Annotated in this window: 21 protein-coding genes and 1 tRNA gene; 15 read left to right on the top strand and 7 right to left on the bottom strand. The window is 62.0% G+C overall.

The window, feature by feature from the left end; all coding sequences use genetic code 11:
* The first annotated feature begins 21 nt into the window (after positions 1 to 21).
* Genes BMX61_RS00710 through BMX61_RS00700 form a run of 3 tightly spaced genes read left to right on the top strand, consistent with a single transcriptional unit; the run spans position 22 to position 1,177 of the window.
* The gene (locus BMX61_RS00710; RefSeq protein ID WP_075627355.1) at positions 22 to 645 is read left to right on the top strand and encodes a recombinase family protein; all 624 of its coding nucleotides are present in this window, start codon (positions 22 to 24) and stop codon (positions 643 to 645) included.
* The gene (locus BMX61_RS00705) at positions 642 to 908 is read left to right on the top strand and encodes a helix-turn-helix domain-containing protein (RefSeq protein WP_075627356.1); all 267 of its coding nucleotides are present in this window, start codon (positions 642 to 644) and stop codon (positions 906 to 908) included. The genes BMX61_RS00710 and BMX61_RS00705 overlap by 4 nt, the downstream gene beginning before the upstream one ends.
* Positions 905 to 1,177 (top strand): helix-turn-helix domain-containing protein, encoded by a 273-nt coding sequence (locus BMX61_RS00700; protein ID WP_075627357.1) that lies wholly within the window; start codon positions 905 to 907, stop codon positions 1,175 to 1,177. Before BMX61_RS00705 ends, BMX61_RS00700 begins: the two co-directional genes overlap by 4 nt.
* 4 nt (positions 1,178 to 1,181) lie before the next feature.
* Here the strand turns inward: BMX61_RS00700 and BMX61_RS00695 are convergent, their stop codons facing one another.
* The 7 genes from BMX61_RS00695 to BMX61_RS00670 form a co-directional block, all read right to left on the bottom strand.
* Positions 1,182 to 1,469 (bottom strand): hypothetical protein, encoded by a 288-nt coding sequence (locus BMX61_RS00695; RefSeq protein ID WP_075627358.1) that lies wholly within the window; start codon positions 1,467 to 1,469, stop codon positions 1,182 to 1,184.
* Between the two features lie 11 nt (positions 1,470 to 1,480).
* Entirely contained in the window at positions 1,481 to 2,041 is a 561-nt protein-coding gene (locus BMX61_RS00690) for a hypothetical protein (RefSeq protein WP_075627359.1), read from the bottom strand.
* Entirely contained in the window at positions 2,041 to 2,400 is a 360-nt protein-coding gene (locus BMX61_RS24185; RefSeq protein WP_139198842.1) for a hypothetical protein, read from the bottom strand. Before BMX61_RS24185 ends, BMX61_RS00690 begins: the two co-directional genes overlap by 1 nt.
* Complete coding sequence (locus BMX61_RS00685) at positions 2,397 to 5,120, bottom strand: AAA family ATPase (protein WP_083639402.1); 2,724 nt, start codon at positions 5,118 to 5,120, stop codon at positions 2,397 to 2,399. Before BMX61_RS00685 ends, BMX61_RS24185 begins: the two co-directional genes overlap by 4 nt.
* A 283-nt stretch (positions 5,121 to 5,403) precedes the next feature.
* On the bottom strand, positions 5,404 to 6,228 hold the full coding sequence (locus BMX61_RS00680) for a hypothetical protein (RefSeq protein WP_075627361.1): 825 nt from the start codon (positions 6,226 to 6,228) through the stop codon (positions 5,404 to 5,406).
* A complete protein-coding gene (locus BMX61_RS00675) occupies positions 6,228 to 6,461 on the bottom strand; it encodes a helix-turn-helix domain-containing protein (RefSeq protein ID WP_075627362.1) in 234 nt (77 codons plus the stop codon). Before BMX61_RS00675 ends, BMX61_RS00680 begins: the two co-directional genes overlap by 1 nt.
* Before the next feature lie 298 nt (positions 6,462 to 6,759).
* Positions 6,760 to 6,849, bottom strand: a tRNA-Ser gene (locus tag BMX61_RS00670).
* A 399-nt stretch (positions 6,850 to 7,248) separates the two neighbouring features.
* Here BMX61_RS00670 and rplU point away from each other — a divergent pair.
* The 12 genes from rplU to BMX61_RS00610 all read left to right on the top strand — a co-directional run bounded on the left by rplU (position 7,249) and on the right by BMX61_RS00610 (position 18,108).
* A complete protein-coding gene (gene rplU / locus BMX61_RS00665; RefSeq protein ID WP_075627363.1) occupies positions 7,249 to 7,581 on the top strand; it encodes a 50S ribosomal protein L21 in 333 nt (110 codons plus the stop codon).
* Positions 7,582 to 7,622: 41 nt separating this feature from the next.
* Positions 7,623 to 7,892: a 50S ribosomal protein L27 gene (gene rpmA / locus BMX61_RS00660; RefSeq protein ID WP_075627364.1), complete on the top strand. Its 270-nt coding sequence runs from the start codon at positions 7,623 to 7,625 to the stop codon at positions 7,890 to 7,892.
* A 134-nt stretch (positions 7,893 to 8,026) separates the two neighbouring features.
* Entirely contained in the window at positions 8,027 to 8,662 is a 636-nt protein-coding gene (locus BMX61_RS00655; RefSeq protein ID WP_075627365.1) for a GNAT family N-acetyltransferase, read from the top strand.
* Positions 8,659 to 9,234 carry a GNAT family N-acetyltransferase gene (locus tag BMX61_RS00650; RefSeq protein ID WP_075627366.1) on the top strand — a complete coding sequence of 192 codons (576 nt, stop codon included), beginning with the start codon at positions 8,659 to 8,661 and terminating at the stop codon, positions 9,232 to 9,234. Before BMX61_RS00655 ends, BMX61_RS00650 begins: the two co-directional genes overlap by 4 nt.
* Before the next feature lie 185 nt (positions 9,235 to 9,419).
* Complete coding sequence (gene obgE, locus BMX61_RS00645; RefSeq protein ID WP_075627495.1) at positions 9,420 to 10,490, top strand: GTPase ObgE; 1,071 nt, start codon at positions 9,420 to 9,422, stop codon at positions 10,488 to 10,490.
* 2 nt (positions 10,491 to 10,492) lie between these two features.
* Entirely contained in the window at positions 10,493 to 11,665 is a 1,173-nt protein-coding gene (proB, locus tag BMX61_RS00640) for a glutamate 5-kinase (protein ID WP_075627367.1), read from the top strand.
* Positions 11,666 to 11,759: 94 nt separating this feature from the next.
* Positions 11,760 to 13,001: a glutamate-5-semialdehyde dehydrogenase gene (locus tag BMX61_RS00635; protein ID WP_075627496.1), complete on the top strand. Its 1,242-nt coding sequence runs from the start codon at positions 11,760 to 11,762 to the stop codon at positions 12,999 to 13,001.
* Positions 12,976 to 13,626 (top strand): nicotinate-nucleotide adenylyltransferase, encoded by a 651-nt coding sequence (locus BMX61_RS00630; protein ID WP_075627368.1) that lies wholly within the window; start codon positions 12,976 to 12,978, stop codon positions 13,624 to 13,626. The genes BMX61_RS00635 and BMX61_RS00630 overlap by 26 nt, the downstream gene beginning before the upstream one ends.
* A 60-nt stretch (positions 13,627 to 13,686) precedes the next feature.
* The gene (gene rsfS, locus BMX61_RS00625) at positions 13,687 to 14,184 is read left to right on the top strand and encodes a ribosome silencing factor (protein ID WP_083639404.1); all 498 of its coding nucleotides are present in this window, start codon (positions 13,687 to 13,689) and stop codon (positions 14,182 to 14,184) included.
* Between the two features lie 351 nt (positions 14,185 to 14,535).
* Positions 14,536 to 15,018, top strand: coding sequence for a 23S rRNA (pseudouridine(1915)-N(3))-methyltransferase RlmH (gene rlmH / locus BMX61_RS00620; RefSeq protein WP_075627369.1), 483 nt, complete (start codon positions 14,536 to 14,538; stop codon positions 15,016 to 15,018).
* A gap of 368 nt (positions 15,019 to 15,386) precedes the next feature.
* Positions 15,387 to 16,796, top strand: a complete 1,410-nt coding sequence (locus BMX61_RS00615; RefSeq protein WP_075627498.1) for a murein hydrolase activator EnvC family protein — start codon at positions 15,387 to 15,389, stop codon at positions 16,794 to 16,796.
* The gene (locus BMX61_RS00610; protein WP_075627370.1) at positions 16,786 to 18,108 is read left to right on the top strand and encodes a S41 family peptidase; all 1,323 of its coding nucleotides are present in this window, start codon (positions 16,786 to 16,788) and stop codon (positions 18,106 to 18,108) included. Before BMX61_RS00615 ends, BMX61_RS00610 begins: the two co-directional genes overlap by 11 nt.
* Positions 18,109 to 18,266 lie beyond the last annotated feature (158 nt).

Below are 18,266 nucleotides of genomic sequence, written 5' to 3'. Positions count from 1 at the left end.
ATCGAACCGAAAGGATCGGATATGTTTGTCCGAGGGTATCTGCGCGCGTCGACAAAGGATCAGGACGCGCATAGGGCAAAAGAAGACCTTGAACGTTTCGCGGCCGAGCGCGGCTTGTCCGTTGCTGCCTGGTATATCGAAAATGAAAGCGGCGCGACGCTGGCACGGCCTGAACTCTTCCGCCTCCTTTCAGATGCCCGCCCCGGTGACTTGCTTCTGATAGAGCAGGTTGACCGGCTGTCCCGTCTAACGGCTGCCGATTGGCAGAAGCTCCGCGTCGAGCTGGACGCCCGAGAGGTCCGAGTTGTCGCAATGGACCTGCCAACCTCATGGATGCTAGCTGCCCCGGCAGACGACTTTACCGGGCGCATATTTGCCGCCATCAACGGTATGATGATGGACGTTCTGGCTGCCGTCTCACGCAAGGATTACGCCGACCGGCGCCGGCGCCAAACTCAAGGCATCGCACGGGCCAAAGAAGATGGCCGATACAAGGGCCGCCCGGCAGACGCTCCGCGAAATGCCGCCATCACCAAAATGCTAGCCGCCGGACAGAGCTGGAATGACATCCAAGCTGCAACCGGCTGTTCGCGGTCGACCTTGGCGCGATTAAGCAAAATGCTCAAGGAGGAGATGAACAAATGAAAATGCTGACCGAGCGAGAGGTTGCGGAGCTATTGCGCTGTAGCCAGTCAAAAATTAGGCGCCTGCGAAGGGCTGGCGAACTCGCCTACATCCCCGGCCGCCCCGTCCTGATCGACGAAATGGATTTGGCCGCATACCTCGGCAGGCAAAAGCGTCAGGAGCGACTGCCTGTGAGCCCGCCGAGCGAAACCAACACGATAGCTGACGATGCCAGAGCCTGGGCGCTCGCTCAGGTGATCAAGCCGAAGAAGAGGCGCAAATGAAGTTCTTGACCGAGCCCGAAGCTGCAGAAATTCTTCAATGCAGTTCCTCTAAAATAAGGCGGCTGCGCTTTTCAGGCGAACTCGCCTATATCCCTGGCCGGCCAGTCTTGATCGAAGAAGCGGACTTGGAAGCGTACATCGAAGAAAAAAGACGCCAGCGGGCGCAGAAGGAAGCCGAGTACCGAGCAGCCCGCGCGCCGATGGACGCTAAGAAGTGGGCAGCGCTGGCTGTGCTGCTGAAGCCCGACCGACGCAAACCCAAAGCCTAAAGCATTAATCAAAAATTTCGGCGGAGTTTTGCCCTCGCCGGCTTTGAAGCCTGGTTAGCTCCGCCTGGATCTCCTCGGCACTCATTTCGTAGGGTTCCTTAGGACGGTCGTCGCCCGCATCGATGAAGAGCCCGCCAGCCCGAAAAATGTCGCTGATAAGCTTTGCACGCGCGGACGGCGGTACGCGACTGTCTTTAACAAGGTCGAGCGCAATACGGTAGACCATCGGTAATTCCTGCTGCAGGAGATCCTTGACCTGCCGCTTCGTATCAATACCTCGTCGGTTCGCCATATCACTGTCTCCTATTCGAAAATATCGCATTCGCTGCGCGCCGTAGCCAAGGCCTCCAGACGGTTGATTTCCGCTTGGATACGTTCGACTTCAGGATTGTCTGCTGTGGGAGTTGCTAGTACCGCGGCGATTTCCTTCGCGGCGATACGTTGCTGGCGCGCCGCTGCTCGCGCCCTTTTAGAGCCGGGCTGGTGAGAGCGCTGCCACGCCTCGTGCCGGGCGCGCTCATTAGCGCTCATCACGCTCAGTTGCTGTTCCCGTTTCTGCTGTGCCTTTCGTGACGCTCTCAGCTTGCTCTGCAGCTTTTCCTCGGCCTTCGGGTCGTTTGGTTCGGGCCATTGGATCTTATGCCAGCCGGCGCCCTTTGGTGTCCTACCACCGTGGTAACAGCATCTGCCGTTCGACATAGCGACTTGTCGGCATGCCTCGCCGGTCGTCTTCGCCTTGGCTCCGCATCGCGGCAGCAAAGCCGATGTGGCGTTGTAGTTGCGGAGCGCGCGCGTCCCGGCCGCGATGGTGATAGCCGACGGGCGGCGACCCTTCTTGCCGGGAGCGTCTGTTTTCTTCTTCATCAGCTAGTTCTCCTCGGCAAAACAAGCGATGCGCGCTTGAGGTATGAATGCTGGCCTTTGGTTCTTGATTGAATGAGACAGTTTGTCTTGATGTCGAAAGACTGTGTTTTCTTCTTTCTGTGTAGCTCCTTGTCGGGTGCACCGACGGGAGGCGTCCGCTTGCGGGTGGAAAAGCCTGCCCGTAGGGCCGCAAGCACCCGCAAGCCGCAAGCATTGATTTCATTGATCTTTTTTTCTCGTTGCGGCTTGCGGCTGACCCGCAAGACCCGCAAGGCACCAGAAACAACAGCCACAGTATTGTTTTCGTTGATAAAAACTGTTGCGGGCCGCAAGAAACCCGCAAGACCCGCAAGCGTCATTTTGAACCCTCCGAAACGACCATTTTTCGCAGGATCATCCACGGGGCTTTGGGCCCGGACGACATCTTCCGCATCATCACACAGACAGATCGTCCCGCTTGCTCAACCGTCACACCTCCGCCCCCAAGTGCCGAGACAATCTTGCCGTCGATGTCCTGCCTGCTTGTTGCCCGTGTCAGGCCTTCGGCCCTCAGCCTCTCGCCGACTGCGGCTGCAACATCACGCAACGATATCTGATCCTGGTCGCCCATGATGTCGGTCACGATTTGCGCGATACGCTGAGCTTCGCCGCTATCTGCCTGCTTCGTCTTTTCTCTGTCTGCGAATTGCCGAAGATCGACCAGCAGAAGCACCGGCGCGCGGTCGCCTTGCTGCTGGAGAGCCGCGAAAGGGTCCGCTTCAAACAGGATCGCGGGCTTCGCACTGCCAATGCCCGTGCCATTGCCCACCGGGACACTTTCCCGTCTGAAGATCTGCGGGACGGCCGGCTTTCGATCGTGGCTGATCTTGGAGTAATCAAGCCGTATAAGCTCGTCTTCGCGGGTTACGCCCCAGGACCGCTCGTCTTCGGCGCCACCTGTAACGTGGACGATCGTATAGGCGCTGCGAACCTTCCCAACAGCCGCGAAGCCGCCGCGACCTGCCCCCATATCCCCCGCGGCTTGTCGGCTTTGCTTAGACGTGTGGTGCACCACCGCGATCGCGCAATGAAGGTTGGATGCCATGCGGGCCAGCTCCTGCAAAAGCGCGTCGGCATCGTCGTTTGAATTTTCAACGCTACCCGCCGTAAGGGAGATTTGCGGGTCGAGGACGACGAGCGCTGCCTGGAATTGCCTTATCGTGGCCATGAGCAGGTCGGCGCCCGGCGCGCGCTTTAAGGGGCTGCGATTGTCTGGTCGATGCATGATCTTAAGTGAGGCCTGATCGACGCCCGACCATAAGACGATCGGGTGCTTCATGTCAGCTGCAGCGACACCGTAGTGCCGTTGAGCCGCGGCCAATCGACGGCGCATTTCTTCCAATCGGTCTTCGGCATTGTAGACGATCACCGCACCGGCAGAATGTAATCGCTCTTGTCCGATTGGCGCGCCGGTTTGATCGCGGCCACGCAGAATATCCTCTCGGCCCGTGGCTACGATGAGGGCGTCACGAAGCGCGAAGGTCGATTTGGAAATGCCTGGTTCGCCGACACATTGCGCCACGTCGCCGATCGGCAGGCGCGGGGCAATAAGCCATTTCCGGACGGGAAGCGCGGCAGGATCAACCAGACCCCTGACGATATCCAAGCCGTGAAAGCTCTCCGGCGTCACCGTCTCCGTTGTGGCATGAGCCTCGTGCTCGGGCTCGTCTGGCAGCTCGTCAAAATATTGCTCTGCCAGACTGAGCGTGTAATCGATGCCTCCGTGCGCGAAGCTTTGAATGGCGAACGGCTTGTGACGACCGAGCACCATGGCGAGCGCACGCCCGCCATTATAGTCGGGTTCGAATGGGTCAGCGCAGGTCTTTCTGTCGAAGCTAGACGGATTTTCCAGGATTTCGGCGACGGTCGCCGTGCTGTTGTCGTCGAAGTGGATGTCCCAGTCCCGTGGAAGGTCATGTCTATCGAGAGCGCCGATCACCGAGCGACGAGCGCTTTCAGGATCCCGGCCCCTCGAAATCAGCTCGGCAACTCGTTTGTCTTCGTAGGCTCTGCGAACAGCGTCAGCCTCGGCGGACAAGCTGCGCTTTAGGTCAGCGATCCTAGCTGCTAGCTCCCGCTTCTCGTCCTCCGTCAGAGGAGGCAACAGGCTGGTGTCGAGCATACCGCCTTGTATGATTTTCGGAGGCCTCGCGACCGGAGCGAGGCGCCTGTCGCTGATGATTGGGTCAGCTTCAAAGAAGAGCCGGCCGCTGTCGGATGAGGCGTTGAGATCGAACAGCGTGCGTTCGAGAACCGTGCCGGTTTTCGTGATCTTGCCCCACAGAAACCCCGCCAGCATCAGCCGATCGGCCAGCCGACTGGCAAAGTCTGCGATGTCCGCACCATTGGCGACGATGAAATAGCGATGCTGGCCAGTTTGGTTTGGCTTCCGACCTTGAAAGGCAACGCCTGCGGAAACGGAATTCCGAATGAGCGCCGCGGCGTTCTTAAGTTCGCTGAAGACAGATGCGAGGGCCGCGGAGATTGACCCAACCTCACAGATTTTTGCGAGCAGGGCACCGGGAAATTCACCAGTATCGAAATCCATCGCGAACAGCGCAGGGCCGCTGACAGGAGGAAAATTGTCTTGTGTCCGGGCTATGCTTCCATTGCTCGGCGACTGGCTGTCGGATCGGGCGATGTCCCATTCATCGCGACCCGCTGGCGGTGGCGCACATATAAGAGCCTGGCGCGGCGTCAACTGCTCCAGCACCCTGCCAAGCTGACGGAGCGCTTCCGGGGCATCGCCAGCCAACGTTACCCTTTCGAAGGTCCCGGCATAGAGCGGCCGCGACATCTTCTTTACGAGTTGACCCGCCGCATCGACGCTGCAGTCCTTGGTAAGAGGTTCAACGCTTGTGACCAGCGTGCATGCAACGGAAACGTCCGCTTTTTCGCGCTCATCCGATGCAACTGGTGCAGCCCGATGGTGCACGAAGCGACCGAACTTTGCGGGTGTTGGAGTCCGCGCAACTTGCGGAGCCGGCGCCATTTCGCTATGATCTGCGTGCATAAAGACACCTTCCAGCCGGTCGCACATGGCAATGTGCGCCGGCTTTCTATTTTAGGTTATTTACGACTATGCGGAGCCTTGGACCTGGGTGCGACCGCAGCGCCCATGCCAGCAGACTTGCCGTTGTAACCGCCTGCCTGCCGTTGATCTGCGCAGGCTCAAGAGAGCCAAGCTCTCTTTGTTGCCGTACCCAAGTGGGCGAGCGGCCGATGACGCCGGCAGCCTCCGCAATTGTCAGGGCCTCCGGCTCAAGGGGCCGATGATCTGCAATGGGCATTTCAGTCTCCTGCATCTAGCCAGTGGAGATTGCTCAACTGCGCGTGGCGAAAACAGTGCCTTTGGATGCTAGATTTTCGCGGAGCGCTGCACTCCTATGTCGCTCGCGCAACTCGCGGATTACGACCTCGATCAAGCCTTTTGGAAGGTTGGGCAAAGTCGGCTCGAACGGAGGGTCGGCTTCCAACTCGCGTTGCCAGTCGAATAGACTGCCATCAACAGCCAGCTTATCCGCAGTCTCGGCATCTGGTGACCTCGGAGAGATCTGCCCTGGCCTTATCGTCGAGCTGAGCCGAGATTTCGCTTTTGCCCACAATGCGTCTAAGAACCGCACTTCATTAGCGAAACATGCGCACTGAATTTCCAATGGTGAAAGGGCCAATTGGCCTCTGGACACCGTCTGTGGTCGCCGCGCGGATTGCGCAGCGAACGTGCGCAATGCACGCCTCACATGGTCATCGGTGAACTTGTTTTTGGCCTGATCATTCGGCACTCCTCGACTGAGGAAACGCGCTGTATTTATGTATGGTCGCGGGGATTGAGCCGAAATTATATATGAGCCAACGACGATTTCGAGCAGCGAGCTCCTCGCTGGCCGCCAGTCGGCAATTTTCGGGACAGCACAGAAATCGATCGGCGTTCGATGCCCGTAGACGATCATTCCGGCTGCGTAACTGATCGCCTGTTCTATACCCTCCTGTGAGGCTATACGCCTTATGACCTCTTGCTCAAGTGAGAACGCTGCTTGCAATCGCTGTCTGGCGAGGTCCACGTTGGGCAGCTGGAGCCACTCCTTGGCACGACAGGCAAACGCCAGGAAGCTCTTAGGATTAGGATTGGTCAGGCGCGTCTGGAGCATCAGCCAAAGATCCCCGCAACTTCTGCGCCCTCAGAGGCACTATGGGACTTGCGCGGATCTGAGACGGCGCCCTCAAGGAATGCATCGGCATCGACGCGACGGATTAGCGTTCGGCCGCCGACTTTAGCGGGGACAAGCGCACCAGTCTTGATAAGACGGTAAAGGCTTGCTCGCGAAATGCCGAGATACCGTGAAGCGGCAGGGACTGACAGTGCGGCGGGTATGGCATCCATCTTCGACCTCCTGTGAAAAGCTCAGGAGTGATAACATGGCACGAGGAGGTAGAAAATGAAATTTATTCAGAAATATCAATTACTTAGTAGCATACTCATGGCATACAAATGACATACAAAATGTCTTAGTCATTGAAAAACCTCAGTAACCGGCAGTTGATTAGCCACCGCAGACTCTCTTCACCTCTTCGTGATTGCATCAGGCCGTCTCAAGAGCAGCGAGTGCCGAGTCGAGTTAGGGCGCAGATTAGGGCAAAGGCGAAGAAAGACGAAATTTACCAGCAAAAACAATAGGAAGTGGCGGAGAGGGGGGGATTCGAACCCCCGATGGGCTTGCACCCATGCCGCATTTCGAGTGCGGTGCATTCAACCACTCTGCCACCTCTCCGCGGGGCTGGTCGGCGCTGTGAGCGCGGGCGGTTCATAGCGGCAGTTGGCGTGTGTGACAAGAGTGTTTCGAAAGAAGTTTTCAGCAGTAGGGCGCGGCAAGGTCGCCAAGAGGCGGGCAGGGTGGCTTCGGCCAAGCGCTTGTCCACGACTTCGGCCGCTCGATGGCTTGACATATTCGCGCGGCATCACCTTGACAGAATTGCGACCATCCCGTAAACCGCGCGGGTCAGAGCTGCGTCCGTTAGGACTTGCGGATCTTTCCAGGCTTTTTGAGCCTGTTCACCGGTGGATGATTGCCTCGTCCGCCTCCCTCCGACTGGAAAAAGACGGCCGCGCCTTTGCCTGGGGCTTGCCCGGGTCTGTCGCGTAGAGCCGGTCCGAACATAAGGAAAGAACGATGTTCGCAGTCATCAAGACCGGCGGTAAGCAGTACCGCGTGGCCGCCAACGACGTCATCACCATCGAGAAGCTCGACGGTGTCGAAGGCGACAAGATCGAATTCACGGAAATCCTGATGGTCGGCGTCGGCGCCGATGCCAAGATCGGCGCCCCCTTCGTGGAAGGTGCCCTGGTCAGCGCCGAAGTCGTCTCGCAGAGCCGCGCCAAGAAGGTTCTCTCCTTCAAGAAGCGTCGCCGCCAGAATTCCAAGCGCATCCGTGGCCATCGCCAGCACCAGACGACCGTCCGTATCCTGGACATCGCCGGCGCCGGCTCCAAGGCCGCGCAGTAAGCGCTCGGGTTCAGTCAATCAGGATCTAAAGGAGAACACCCATGGCACATAAAAAAGCAGGCGGCTCCTCGCGCAACGGTCGCGATTCCGAGTCCAAGCGTCTTGGCGTGAAGAAGTTCGGTGGCGAAACCGTCATTCCGGGCAACATCATTTTGCGCCAGCGCGGCACCAAGTGGCATCCGGGCGCCAATGTCGGCCTCGGCAAGGACCACACGATTTTTGCGCTGACGGCAGGCAATGTGAATTTCCGTACGAAGGCCAATGGCCGCGTGTACGTGTCTGTCATGCCGAAAGCCGAAGCAGCGGAATAAGCCGGTAGCGCTCTAAAACAGCCGGCGTCTCATCGACCCGGCTGGTGCTCTCAAGGTTCAGAGTCCAGGCATCCAAAAGGGAAGATGGGGCAAGACCCACCTTCCCTTTTTTCTTGCCTCGAAGGAGAACCGAGATGCAGACCGAATTATTGCGGGACGATCCGATAAGGTCGCCCGAGGAGAGGCCCAGGCCCTCCACCAGGCCCGGGCGCGATTGCCCCGTCTTATTGTCTTCCCGGCTGGTGCTACGCGCCCCGCATGAAGATGACATCGACGCCCTTGCCCATCTTGCCAATAATCCCAACATTGCCACGATGGTGTCGCGCATGCCGCATCCCTACACCGTGGCCGACGCCGCCGATTTCGTGCGACGTTCGCAGGCGGGCACGATGGGCAAGTGCGTCTATGCCATTACGAAAGCGGACAACGGCGCCTTCGTCGGCTGCTGCGGGATCGAGCCGCATAGCGATTCGCAGACGGTCGAGCTCGGTTATTGGCTGGGCGAGCCCTATTGGAACAGGGGTTACGGAACGGAAGCCGCGCAGACGCTGATCGACATGGCCTTCCGCACGCGCGATATCGACCGGATCGATGCGCGCTGCCGGGTCATGAACATCGCCTCGCGCCGGGTTATCCAGAAGTGCGGCTTCCAGTTCCAGGGCTCGGGGCTTGCCCAGTCTCTGGCGCTCGGCACCATGGTGCCGGTGGAATGGTATCGACTGGACCGCAAGATCTGGATGTCGCTGAAGAGCTGGGGGACCGGACGATGAGCGCTGCCCCTGCTCTCACCCGGCCGCTCGCGCGCGATCCCGGCATGGCGCCGCTGGTCGCGGGCGAACGTGTGATCCTGCGGCCTTTGCGCCTCGCCGATGCCGATGCCATCGGCCTGTCGCTCGCCGATGCACAGGTTGCGCGCATGCTGGCGCATGTGCCTGTCCCCTATTTTCGCCAGGATGCGCTGGACTGGCTGGTCTGCGCCACGTCGGGCATGCTGCCCGGCTGGCTGTTCGCCGTCACCATGGCCGATGATGTGCTGATCGGCGTGGTCTCGATCGTGCCGCGAGACGGCGCCTGGACCATCGAATACTGGGTGAACCGCTTTTATTGGCGGAAAGGATTTGGCCGGATGGCGGTGTCCGCCGCGCTCGACCGGTTCTTCCAGCGCATGCCCGATGCCCGGGTTCTGAGCAGGGTGCCGGCCGACGATGCCCCGGCGCTCAAACTCCAGGCAGGGCTCGGCTTCACCGTTTCCGGCTGCGACGAGCGCTTTCTCGAAGCCCGCGGCCGCATGGTGATGATGATCGAAAGCCGGATTGACGCCGCCAGCCTGCGGCGGGCCTAGCGATCCAGGGGAATGGCCGTAAAGAGCGGCCAGGCGGCCCCATGACGAAATCCGGCGCGCGGTCTCGACCGGCCGCGCGCCCTCTGACGGCGCCTTTGCGCGCCGATTGTCTTTGACCTGCCGGCTGCGCGACGATATCGAAAGGCGGCACTTTGAAAGGCCGGCATATCTGCCGGGTGACGCTGATGAAGTTTCTCGATGAAGCCAAGGTCTATATTCGTTCGGGCGATGGCGGCGCAGGCGCCGTCTCGTTTCGGCGGGAAAAATATATCGAGTTCGGCGGTCCCGACGGTGGCGATGGCGGTCGTGGCGGCGATGTCTGGGTCGAGGCCGTCAATGGCCTGAACACACTGATCGACTTCCGCTTCCAGCAGCATTTCAAGGGCGGCACCGGCATTCACGGCATGGGCCGCAACCGCACGGGCGCGGGCGGTGCCGATGTGACGCTGAAGGTGCCGGTGGGCACCCAGATCTTCGAGGAGGATGGCGAGACCCTGATCATCGACATGATGGTGGAGGGCCAGCGCTTTCGTCTGGCGGCCGGCGGCAATGGCGGTTTCGGCAATGCGCATTTCAAATCCGCGACCAATCAGGCGCCGACCTGGGCCAATCCGGGCCTGGAAGGCGAGGAAAAGACGCTCTGGCTGCGGCTGAAGCTGATCGCCGATGCCGGATTGGTCGGCTTGCCGAATGCCGGCAAATCGACATTTCTCGCCACCTGCACCCGCGCCCGGCCGAAGATTGCCAACTATCCTTTCACCACGCTCCATCCCAATCTCGGGGTCGCGACGATCGACGGGCGCGAATTCATCCTGGCCGACATCCCCGGTCTGATCGAAGGCGCGCATGAAGGCACGGGGCTGGGCGACCGTTTCCTTGGTCACGTCGAGCGGACGCGCGTACTCTTGCATCTGGTCTCCGCCCAGGAAGAGGATGTGGCCAAGGCGTACAAGACGGTGAAATACGAACTCGAAGCCTATGGCGGCGAACTCACCGACAAGCCGGAGATCGTAGCGCTCTCGCAGGTCGATACACTCGATCCCGACACGTTGAAGAAGAAGCAGAAGGCGCTGGCCAAGGCCTGTGGCGCGACACCCCTGCTCCTGTCGGCTGTTGTCGGCACCGGCATGACAGAGACGCTGCGCGCACTGCGCGACATCATCGTCGCCGCTAAGGCCGAGGATGGCGAGCGCGGTGAGGCGGACCAGGACGATGACGTCGATATCGACGACGATCGAGACGGGGACGAGGCCTGAGCATGACGACCCGCCGCAAACCGCTCGATCGGCATCGCCGGATCGTCATCAAGATCGGTTCGGCGCTGCTGGTCGATCGGGCGTCGGGGCTGAAAGCCGCCTGGCTGCGGTCGATCTGCGCTGATATCGCGGCGCTTCGCAAGGCGGGCGTCGAGGTTCTGGTCGTCTCCTCCGGCGCGATCGCGCTCGGCCGCTCGGTCTTGAACCTCGCGGCCGGCACCTTGAAGCTGGAGGAAAGCCAGGCGGCGGCGGCGGTCGGGCAGATCGCGCTCGCCCGCGCCTGGTCGGAAAGCCTCTCGGCCGACGCCATCGTCGCCGGCCAGATCCTGCTGACGCTGGGCGATACGGAAGAGCGGCGGCGCTATCTCAATGCCCGCGCGACGCTGAACCAGCTGTTGAAGCTCGGCGCCGTGCCGATCATCAACGAGAACGACACGGTCGCCACCTCCGAGATCCGCTATGGCGACAATGACCGGCTGGCCGCCCGCGTCGCCACCATGGCCGGCGCCGATCTCCTGGTGCTTCTTTCCGATATTGACGGGCTTTACACCGCCCCGCCGCATCTGGATCCGAACGCGCAATTCCTGCCGCTGATCGAGGCGATCACGCCCGAGATCGAGGCCATGGCCGGCGGCGCGGCCTCGGAGCTGTCGCGTGGCGGCATGCGCACCAAGATCGATGCCGGCAAGATCGCGACGACGGCCGGCTGCGCCATGATCATCGCCTCGGGCAAGGTCGATCATCCCCTGCGCGTGCTGGGCGAAGGCGCCCGCTCCTCCTATTTCGCGCCGTCGCGCGCACCCGTCACCGCCCGCAAGACCTGGATCGCCGGCCAGCTCCAGCCTGCCGGGCACATTCAGGTCGATGCCGGGGCGGAAGCCGCCCTGCACGCCGGCAAAAGCTTGCTTCCAGCTGGTCTGCGCGAGATTTCCGGCAGCTTCAGCCGGGGCGACACCATCGCCATCCATGCGCTGGACGGGCGCGAGCTTGCGCGCGGGCTGGCGGGCTATGATGCCGACGAGATGCGCCAGATCGCCGGCCGCCGCTCCAGCGAGATCGCAGAGATCCTCGGCCATGCCGGACGCTCCGCCGTCGTGCATCGCGACGACATGGTGATGACGGCGTTAACGAGTTTGTCCCACATTGCCACGGAAAGGAGCCCTGCCGATGCTTGACCGGATCGAAACATCCCCGCGCGCGACGAACACGCGCGACGAGTCCGGGCTGCCGCCGCAGGGCACGGCTGAACCCACCTCCGTCGAAGCGTTGATGGCCGAGATCGGCGCCCGCGCCCGCGCTGCCCGCTATCCGCTGGCCACCGCGACGGGCGCACGGAAGAATGCCGCACTGAACGCGATGGCCGATGCGATCCTGGCCCGGCAGGCAGAGATTCTCGCCGCCAATGCCAGCGATGTCGCGGCGGCCGAGGCGGCCGGTATCGCCGGTTCCTTTCTCGACCGTCTGATTCTCAACCCCAAGCGCCTCGCCGACATGGCTGGCGCGCTGCGCGACATTGCCGCCTTGCCCGATCCCGTGGGAACGGTGATCGCCGCTTGGGAGCGGCCGAACGGGCTGCAGATCGAGCGCGTGCGCACGCCGCTCGGCGTTATCGGCGTGATCTATGAAAGCCGGCCGAACGTGACGGCGGATGCCGGCGCGCTGTGCCTCAAGGCCGGCAATGCCGTGATCCTGCGCGGCGGCTCGGACAGTGTTCATTCCTCACGCGCCATCCATGCCTGCTTGGTCGAAGGGCTGAAGACGGCCGGTCTTCCAGAGCATGCGATCCAACTCGTGCCTGTCACGGACCGGGCAGCCGTCGGTGCCATGCTCTCGGGCCTGTCGGGCGCGATCGACGTTATCGTGCCGCGCGGCGGCAAGAGTCTGGTTGCCCGCGTTCAGGCCGAAGCCCGCGTGCCGGTCTTCGCCCATCTCGAAGGTCTCTGCCACGTCTATGTCGACCGCTCGGCCGAGCTCGACATGGCGCTCAAGATCGTCGTCAACGCCAAGATGCGGCGCACCGGCATTTGCGGCGCAGCTGAAACCCTGCTGATCGACTCTAGCGAAGCCGAGCGCCTGGCCCGTCCGCTGGTCGAGGCGCTGCTGGCGGCCGGCTGCGAGGTGCGTGCCGATGCCGCACTGTGCCGCATCATGCCGGCACTAAAGCCTGCGACGGATGCGGATTGGGCAACGGAATATCTCGATGCGGTGATTTCGGTCGCGCTGGTCGACGGCATCGACGGCGCGATTGCCCATATCGCCCGCTGGTCTTCATCGCATACGGAGGCAGTGATCGCCGAGGACGCGCGCGTGGTCGAGCGCTTCTTCGCGGAGGTCGATTCCGCCATCCTGCTGCACAACGCCTCCACGCAGTTTGCCGATGGCGGCGAGTTCGGCATGGGCGGCGAGATCGGCATTGCCACCGGCAAGATGCATGCGCGCGGGCCCGTGGGGGTGGAGCAGCTCACCTCCTTCAAATACAGGGTGCATGGCACCGGTCAGATCAGGCCGTAGAGTGGAAGAAGAACCCGTCGCGCGCCGCTATCTGGTCATGCCGCATGCCGAGCAGGGCATGATCGTCGGCCTGTTCGGCGGCTCGTTCAATCCGCCCCATGCCGGCCACCAGCTCGTGGCCGATATCGCGCTGCGCCGGCTGCGGCTGCAGCAATTGTGGTGGATGGTGACGCCAGGCAATCCGCTGAAGAGCCGCAGCAATCTCGCGCCGTTGAGCGAACGGATCGCCGCCAGCGAGGCGATGGTGCATGATCCACGCATCAAGGTCACGGCCTTCGAGGCGTCCCTTCCGGCAAGCTTCACGGCGCAGACGATCGAACGCATCCGCGCGCGCAATCCGGCCGTGCGCTTCATCTGGATCATGGGCGCCGACAACCTCATGAGCTTCGACCGCTGGCAGCGCTGGCGCGAAATCGTCGGCAAGGTGCCGATCGCGGTGATCGACCGGCCAGGCGCAACCCTTTCCTATCTCTCCTCCAAAATGGCCCGCACCTTCGACTATGCCCGTGTCGACGAAGAGGATGCGGCAACGTTGGCCTTCCGCAGGGCACCGGCCTGGACCTTCATCCACGGCCCCCGCTCGCCCCTGAGCTCCACGGCGTTGCGCGCCGCGCGTGCCGGCTAAACAAGGCTGTGTCAGAAACAAGACTTTCCACCCTGCCTGTCTTGAAACATTAAGGGATCAGTGCCTACATTTACAGCACGGGCGAAGCGGAAGACGACCGAATCGCCCGTCACTGCCTGTTCTGTTCTTCGGAAAGGAAAGACCCTGACAACAGTACACGCGAAGGGAAATGTTACGCGCATTTTCCCGCCACGCACGGATAGCAGCAAGACTGCAGCAGACCGCGCGCTCACCGTCGCTCTTGGTAGTCTCGAAGACTCCAAGGCCGAAGATATCGTCACGATCGACATTGCCGGCAAATCGGCGCTTGCGGACTACATGATCGTGGTCTCCGGGCGATCGAGCCGCCATGTCGCCGCCATCGCCGATCATCTCCTGACCGATATGAAAGAGGCCGGCCTCGGCAATGCCCGGGTCGAAGGTCTTGAAACGGCCGATTGGGTGCTGATCGACAGTGGCGACGTGATCATCCATATCTTCCGCCCGGAAATCCGCGAGTTCTACAATATCGAACGGATGTGGTCGGAGCCGGAGATCGAGGACGGCACCGTTCACTGATCTCTCGCGGTTGATTGACTGAAGCGCGCCAGTCCGGTGATCAAGCCTCCGGTTATTGCGACCGGAAAGGACCGGATCTGTGCGGCTTGCTTGCGCGATATGATCCTGACGCCGGCTGCGATCGCCGCGCGGCAAGAAGAAGTTTGGCGCCGCGACGCGGCTGTCATACCTGTTCCTTTTTGAAGGACAGTTTCATGTCCTGCGAGCCCGGAGGCTCGCCGTTGGCGACGATCAGCCACCGTCACCTCTTCCCACCCGAATGTGTAGCGACGATTTTGGCTCTTGTTTCAACGCATGCCCTTGACGCAAGACAGGGTCTTTGTTTTTGCGACCTGCCATAGGAGAGCCGCGATGCGTGTCGGATTGTTTGCTGTCGGCCGGCTGAAATCCGGTCCGGAGCGCGATCTCGCAGCGCGCTATCTCGACCGCTTCGCCAAGGCCGGGCCGGCTATCGGGCTGGAATTCTCCCGCATGGTCGAAGTGGGCGAAAGCCGGGCTGGCAGTGCGCCGGCGCGGATGAAGGAGGAAGGGATCCTTCTGGAAAAGGCGCTGCCGGACAATTCCGTGCTGCTTCTTCTCGATGAACGCGGCAAGGCCTTAGGCTCCGAGGAGTTCGCGCAGATGATTGCCACCTATCGCGATAGCGGCAAGCGGGAAATGATGATTGCGATCGGCGGCGCGGATGGGCTCGATCCACCCTTGCGGGAGCGGGCCGATGCCGTGCTCTGCCTGGGACGCATGACATGGCCGCACCAGCTGGTGCGCATCCTGATCGCCGAGCAGCTTTACCGCGCGGTCACCATTCTTTCCGGCCATCCTTATCACCGGGCCTGAGCGGCTTTCGCCCTTGAGCAGACCGCCCTATTCTCGCCAGGATGGTGCGCCACGGCCAGGGATGTACGGCCAAGGGGCTGGCGGAGATTTAGACGGCACAGGCGGTCAATTCCTTATCAGGACAAGCCACACAAAAGGTCGCGAGGCTAGCCTGCACCGCTTCGAGGCCTGTCGCGGGTATGCGCAGAAACAAAGAGAGAGCAGATGAAGCGCGATCGCTTCATTCATGGTGATCCGATTTTCACCTGATATGCTCTGGGGAATGGGTGGCGAGCGGCATGAACGCTCAGCACGGCAGCGGCGAAACCGGGTTCAGCGTGGCGGAACGCCTGCGCAGGCGTCTGTGCGCCTGCACCTGCGCTCTCGGCATGACCGTGAGCAGCCTGGCCCTGACAGCCATCCCTGCCATCAGCTTTGCCCAGGATCGTCCCGCAGCGGCCGGCGAGAGTATGCCTCCCGCGCCGGATGCGGTGGTCTCAACGCAGGCGATCCCGCCCGCGCGGTCTGCAGAGAGCGAAGACCCCGCCGCCGAACTGTCCAGGCGCCGCGAATCCACGCAGACCGAACTCACTGCGCTCGAACAGACCATTCGCCTGTCGCAGGACAAGGCAAGCGAGCTGCAGCAGACGATTGCCGAACTGGAAAAGAGCAATGGCGCCCTGCGCCAGGCCCTGGTTGATTCGGCGGCCAAGCGCCGCACGCTTGAGGAGCAGATCGCCAAGGGGGAAAGCAAACTCGCCGACCTGCGCGATCGCGAAGCCGCCGTTCACGATTCGTTGAAAGTGCGGCGTGGTCTCCTGGCCGAGGTTCTGGCTGCATTGCAGCGCATGGGCCGCAATCCGCCGCCAGCGCTTCTGGTCACGCCGGAGGATGCACTCGGCTCCGTGCGCAGCGCGATTTTGCTCGGCGCGGTTGTGCCTGGCATTCGCAGCGAGACCGAAAAGCTCGCGGCGGATCTTGCGGCCCTGAACGGCCTGATGCGCGATATCGACGCTGAACGCGATCATTTGACGGCGGATATGACCGCACGCCTGGAAGAAGAGCACCGGACGAGCCTGATCCTGGTCGAAAAGGAAAAGCTCAATGGCGAGACGGCAGGCGCGCTGGAGGCGGAGCGCCGCCGCTCTGCCCAGCTTGCGGCGCAGGCGCAGAATCTCGGCGGGCTGATCGGCTCGCTGGAGGGGCAGATCGCCTCCGTGCGCCAGGCGGCGGAGGCAGCACGCGCCGAAGAGGCCGCGCGGGCTGCCTTGTCCGATGCCGAACGCGAAGCCGCGCGGGCCCGGGCAGAGGCCGGCGTGCCCGACAAAAACCGTATTGCGCCCGCATATGCTTTTCCCGATTTGCGGGGCAAGCTGGCGCTACCGGCAACGGGCACCATTCTCAAGCGATTTGGCGAGGATGACGGCACGGGCCATGCCCTGCAGGGGATGATGCTGGGGACAAGTGCCGGCACGCTGGTCACAGCCCCTTCGGATGGCTGGATCGTCTATGCCGGCCCCTTCCGCAGCTACGGCCAGATGATCATTCTCAACCCTGGCGACGGTTTTCACGTGGTGCTCTCGGGCATGGAGGCGGTCAATGTGCGCCAGGGACAGTTTGTCGTCGCCGGCGAGCCCATTGGCCTGATGGGAGCCACGCGCGTGGCGAGCGCCGCTGCATTGGCGCTGGAAACGCAGGGGCCAACCCTTTACATTGAATTTCGAAAAGACGGCAAACCGGTTGATTCACAACCCTGGTGGGCCGAATCAGACACCAGAAAGGCACGCAATGATACGTAGGGCTTCACTCGTTCTGATCGGGGCGTTGATGGGCGCTTCCGCGATGGGCGTCGTCTACTCGGCCTCCGTTCCCGCGGTGGCGGCGAGCGCGTCGACCTATCGCGAACTGTCGATCTTCGGCGATGTTTTCGAGCGCGTGCGCGCCCAGTACGTCACCCCGCCACAGGACGACAAGCTGATCGAGGCCGCCATCAACGGCATGCTCACCTCGCTCGATCCGCATTCGAGCTATATGAATGCGACCGACGCGGAAGACATGCGCACCCAGACGAAGGGTGAATTCGGTGGTCTCGGCATCGAGGTGACGATGGAGAACGACCTCGTCAAGGTGACGAGCCCGATCGACGATACGCCCGCAGCGCGCGCCGGCGTTTTGGCCGGCGACTTCATTTCGAAGATCGATGGCCAGGATGTTCGCGGCCTGAAGCTGGAGGAAGCCGTCGACAAGATGCGTGGCCCGGTCGGCAAGGCGATCAAGCTGACCATCCTGCGCAAGGGCGCGGAAAAGCCGATCGAACTGTCGATCGTGCGTGACGTCATCGCCGTGCGCGCCGTCAAGTTCCGCACGGAAGGCGATGTCGGCTATCTGCGCGTGATCTCCTTTACCGAGAAGACCTTCGACGACCTGAAGACCGGGATCGAGAAGATCAAGTCGGAAGTGCCGGCCGATAAGCTCAAGGGCTATGTCCTCGACCTGCGCCTGAACCCCGGCGGCCTGCTCGACCAAGCGATCAACGTGTCCGACGCCTTCCTCGACCGCGGCGAGATCGTTTCGACCCGTGGCCGCAATCCGGACGAGACCCGCCGCTTCAACGCCACGCCTGGCGACCTGACAGATGGCAAGCCGGTGATCGTGCTCGTCAATGGCGGCTCGGCCTCGGCGTCGGAAATCGTCGCCGGTGCCCTGCAGGATCTCAAGCGCGCCACCGTGCTCGGCACGCGCTCCTTCGGCAAGGGTTCGGTGCAGACGATCATCCCGCTCGGCGATGCCGGCGCGCTGCGTCTGACCACCGCGCTCTATTACACGCCGTCTGGCAAGTCGATCCAGGGCACGGGCATCACGCCTGACATCAAGGTCGATCAGCCGCTGCCGCCGGAACTGCTGGGCAAGGTGGAAGCCACGAGCGAGTCGAGCCTGCGCGGCCATATCCAGGGCCAGAACGAGACGCAAGAAGGCTCTGGCTCGATTGCCTATGTTCCGCCGGAAACCAAGGACGACATCCAGCTGAACTACGCGCTGGACCTGTTGCGCGGCCAGAAGACCGACCCGGCCTTCCCTGCCAACCCGCAGAAGGCCGAGCTGAAGAAGTAAGCCTCTCAGCGTCACCAGGATAAAAAGCCGCCGCCGGGTCTCCCGCGGCGGTTTTTTTCATGGCTGTTGCACTGCGCGATGTAAGGCGCAGCTTTCGCGCAAGGCATGGCGTGCGAGATGAGGAATATCGCCACCCTGCCTGCAGCCGCTTGGCCCTG

It is taken from the genome of Xaviernesmea oryzae, assembly GCF_900109605.1.
Classification (GTDB): Bacteria; Pseudomonadota; Alphaproteobacteria; order Rhizobiales; family Rhizobiaceae; genus Xaviernesmea; species Xaviernesmea oryzae.
This window is presented reverse-complemented; position numbering and strand designations above follow the sequence as displayed.

Excerpts from the sequence above, each read along its gene's own strand:
- BMX61_RS00630 (WP_075627368.1), top strand. The coding sequence starts at position 12,976 with ATGGCACCGGTCAGATCAGGCCGTAGAGTGGAAGAAGAACCCGTCGCG.
- BMX61_RS00655 (WP_075627365.1), top strand. The coding sequence starts at position 8,027 with ATGCAGACCGAATTATTGCGGGACGATCCGATAAGGTCGCCCGAGGAG.
- BMX61_RS00680 (WP_075627361.1), bottom strand. The coding sequence starts at position 6,228 with ATGCTCCAGACGCGCCTGACCAATCCTAATCCTAAGAGCTTCCTGGCG.
- obgE (WP_075627495.1), top strand. The coding sequence starts at position 9,420 with ATGAAGTTTCTCGATGAAGCCAAGGTCTATATTCGTTCGGGCGATGGC.
- BMX61_RS00695 (WP_075627358.1), bottom strand. The coding sequence starts at position 1,469 with ATGGCGAACCGACGAGGTATTGATACGAAGCGGCAGGTCAAGGATCTC.
- BMX61_RS00635 (WP_075627496.1), top strand. The coding sequence starts at position 11,760 with ATGGCCGAGATCGGCGCCCGCGCCCGCGCTGCCCGCTATCCGCTGGCC.
- BMX61_RS00685 (WP_083639402.1), bottom strand. The coding sequence starts at position 5,120 with ATGTGCGACCGGCTGGAAGGTGTCTTTATGCACGCAGATCATAGCGAA.
- rplU (WP_075627363.1), top strand. The coding sequence starts at position 7,249 with ATGTTCGCAGTCATCAAGACCGGCGGTAAGCAGTACCGCGTGGCCGCC.
- rlmH (WP_075627369.1), top strand. The coding sequence starts at position 14,536 with ATGCGTGTCGGATTGTTTGCTGTCGGCCGGCTGAAATCCGGTCCGGAG.
- BMX61_RS00615 (WP_075627498.1), top strand. The coding sequence starts at position 15,387 with ATGACCGTGAGCAGCCTGGCCCTGACAGCCATCCCTGCCATCAGCTTT.
- BMX61_RS00610 (WP_075627370.1), top strand. The coding sequence starts at position 16,786 with ATGATACGTAGGGCTTCACTCGTTCTGATCGGGGCGTTGATGGGCGCT.
- proB (WP_075627367.1), top strand. The coding sequence starts at position 10,493 with ATGACGACCCGCCGCAAACCGCTCGATCGGCATCGCCGGATCGTCATC.
- BMX61_RS00705 (WP_075627356.1), top strand. The coding sequence starts at position 642 with ATGAAAATGCTGACCGAGCGAGAGGTTGCGGAGCTATTGCGCTGTAGC.
- rpmA (WP_075627364.1), top strand. The coding sequence starts at position 7,623 with ATGGCACATAAAAAAGCAGGCGGCTCCTCGCGCAACGGTCGCGATTCC.
- BMX61_RS00700 (WP_075627357.1), top strand. The coding sequence starts at position 905 with ATGAAGTTCTTGACCGAGCCCGAAGCTGCAGAAATTCTTCAATGCAGT.
- BMX61_RS00690 (WP_075627359.1), bottom strand. The coding sequence starts at position 2,041 with ATGAAGAAGAAAACAGACGCTCCCGGCAAGAAGGGTCGCCGCCCGTCG.
- BMX61_RS00675 (WP_075627362.1), bottom strand. The coding sequence starts at position 6,461 with ATGGATGCCATACCCGCCGCACTGTCAGTCCCTGCCGCTTCACGGTAT.
- BMX61_RS00710 (WP_075627355.1), top strand. The coding sequence starts at position 22 with ATGTTTGTCCGAGGGTATCTGCGCGCGTCGACAAAGGATCAGGACGCG.
- BMX61_RS24185 (WP_139198842.1), bottom strand. The coding sequence starts at position 2,400 with ATGACGCTTGCGGGTCTTGCGGGTTTCTTGCGGCCCGCAACAGTTTTT.
- BMX61_RS00650 (WP_075627366.1), top strand. The coding sequence starts at position 8,659 with ATGAGCGCTGCCCCTGCTCTCACCCGGCCGCTCGCGCGCGATCCCGGC.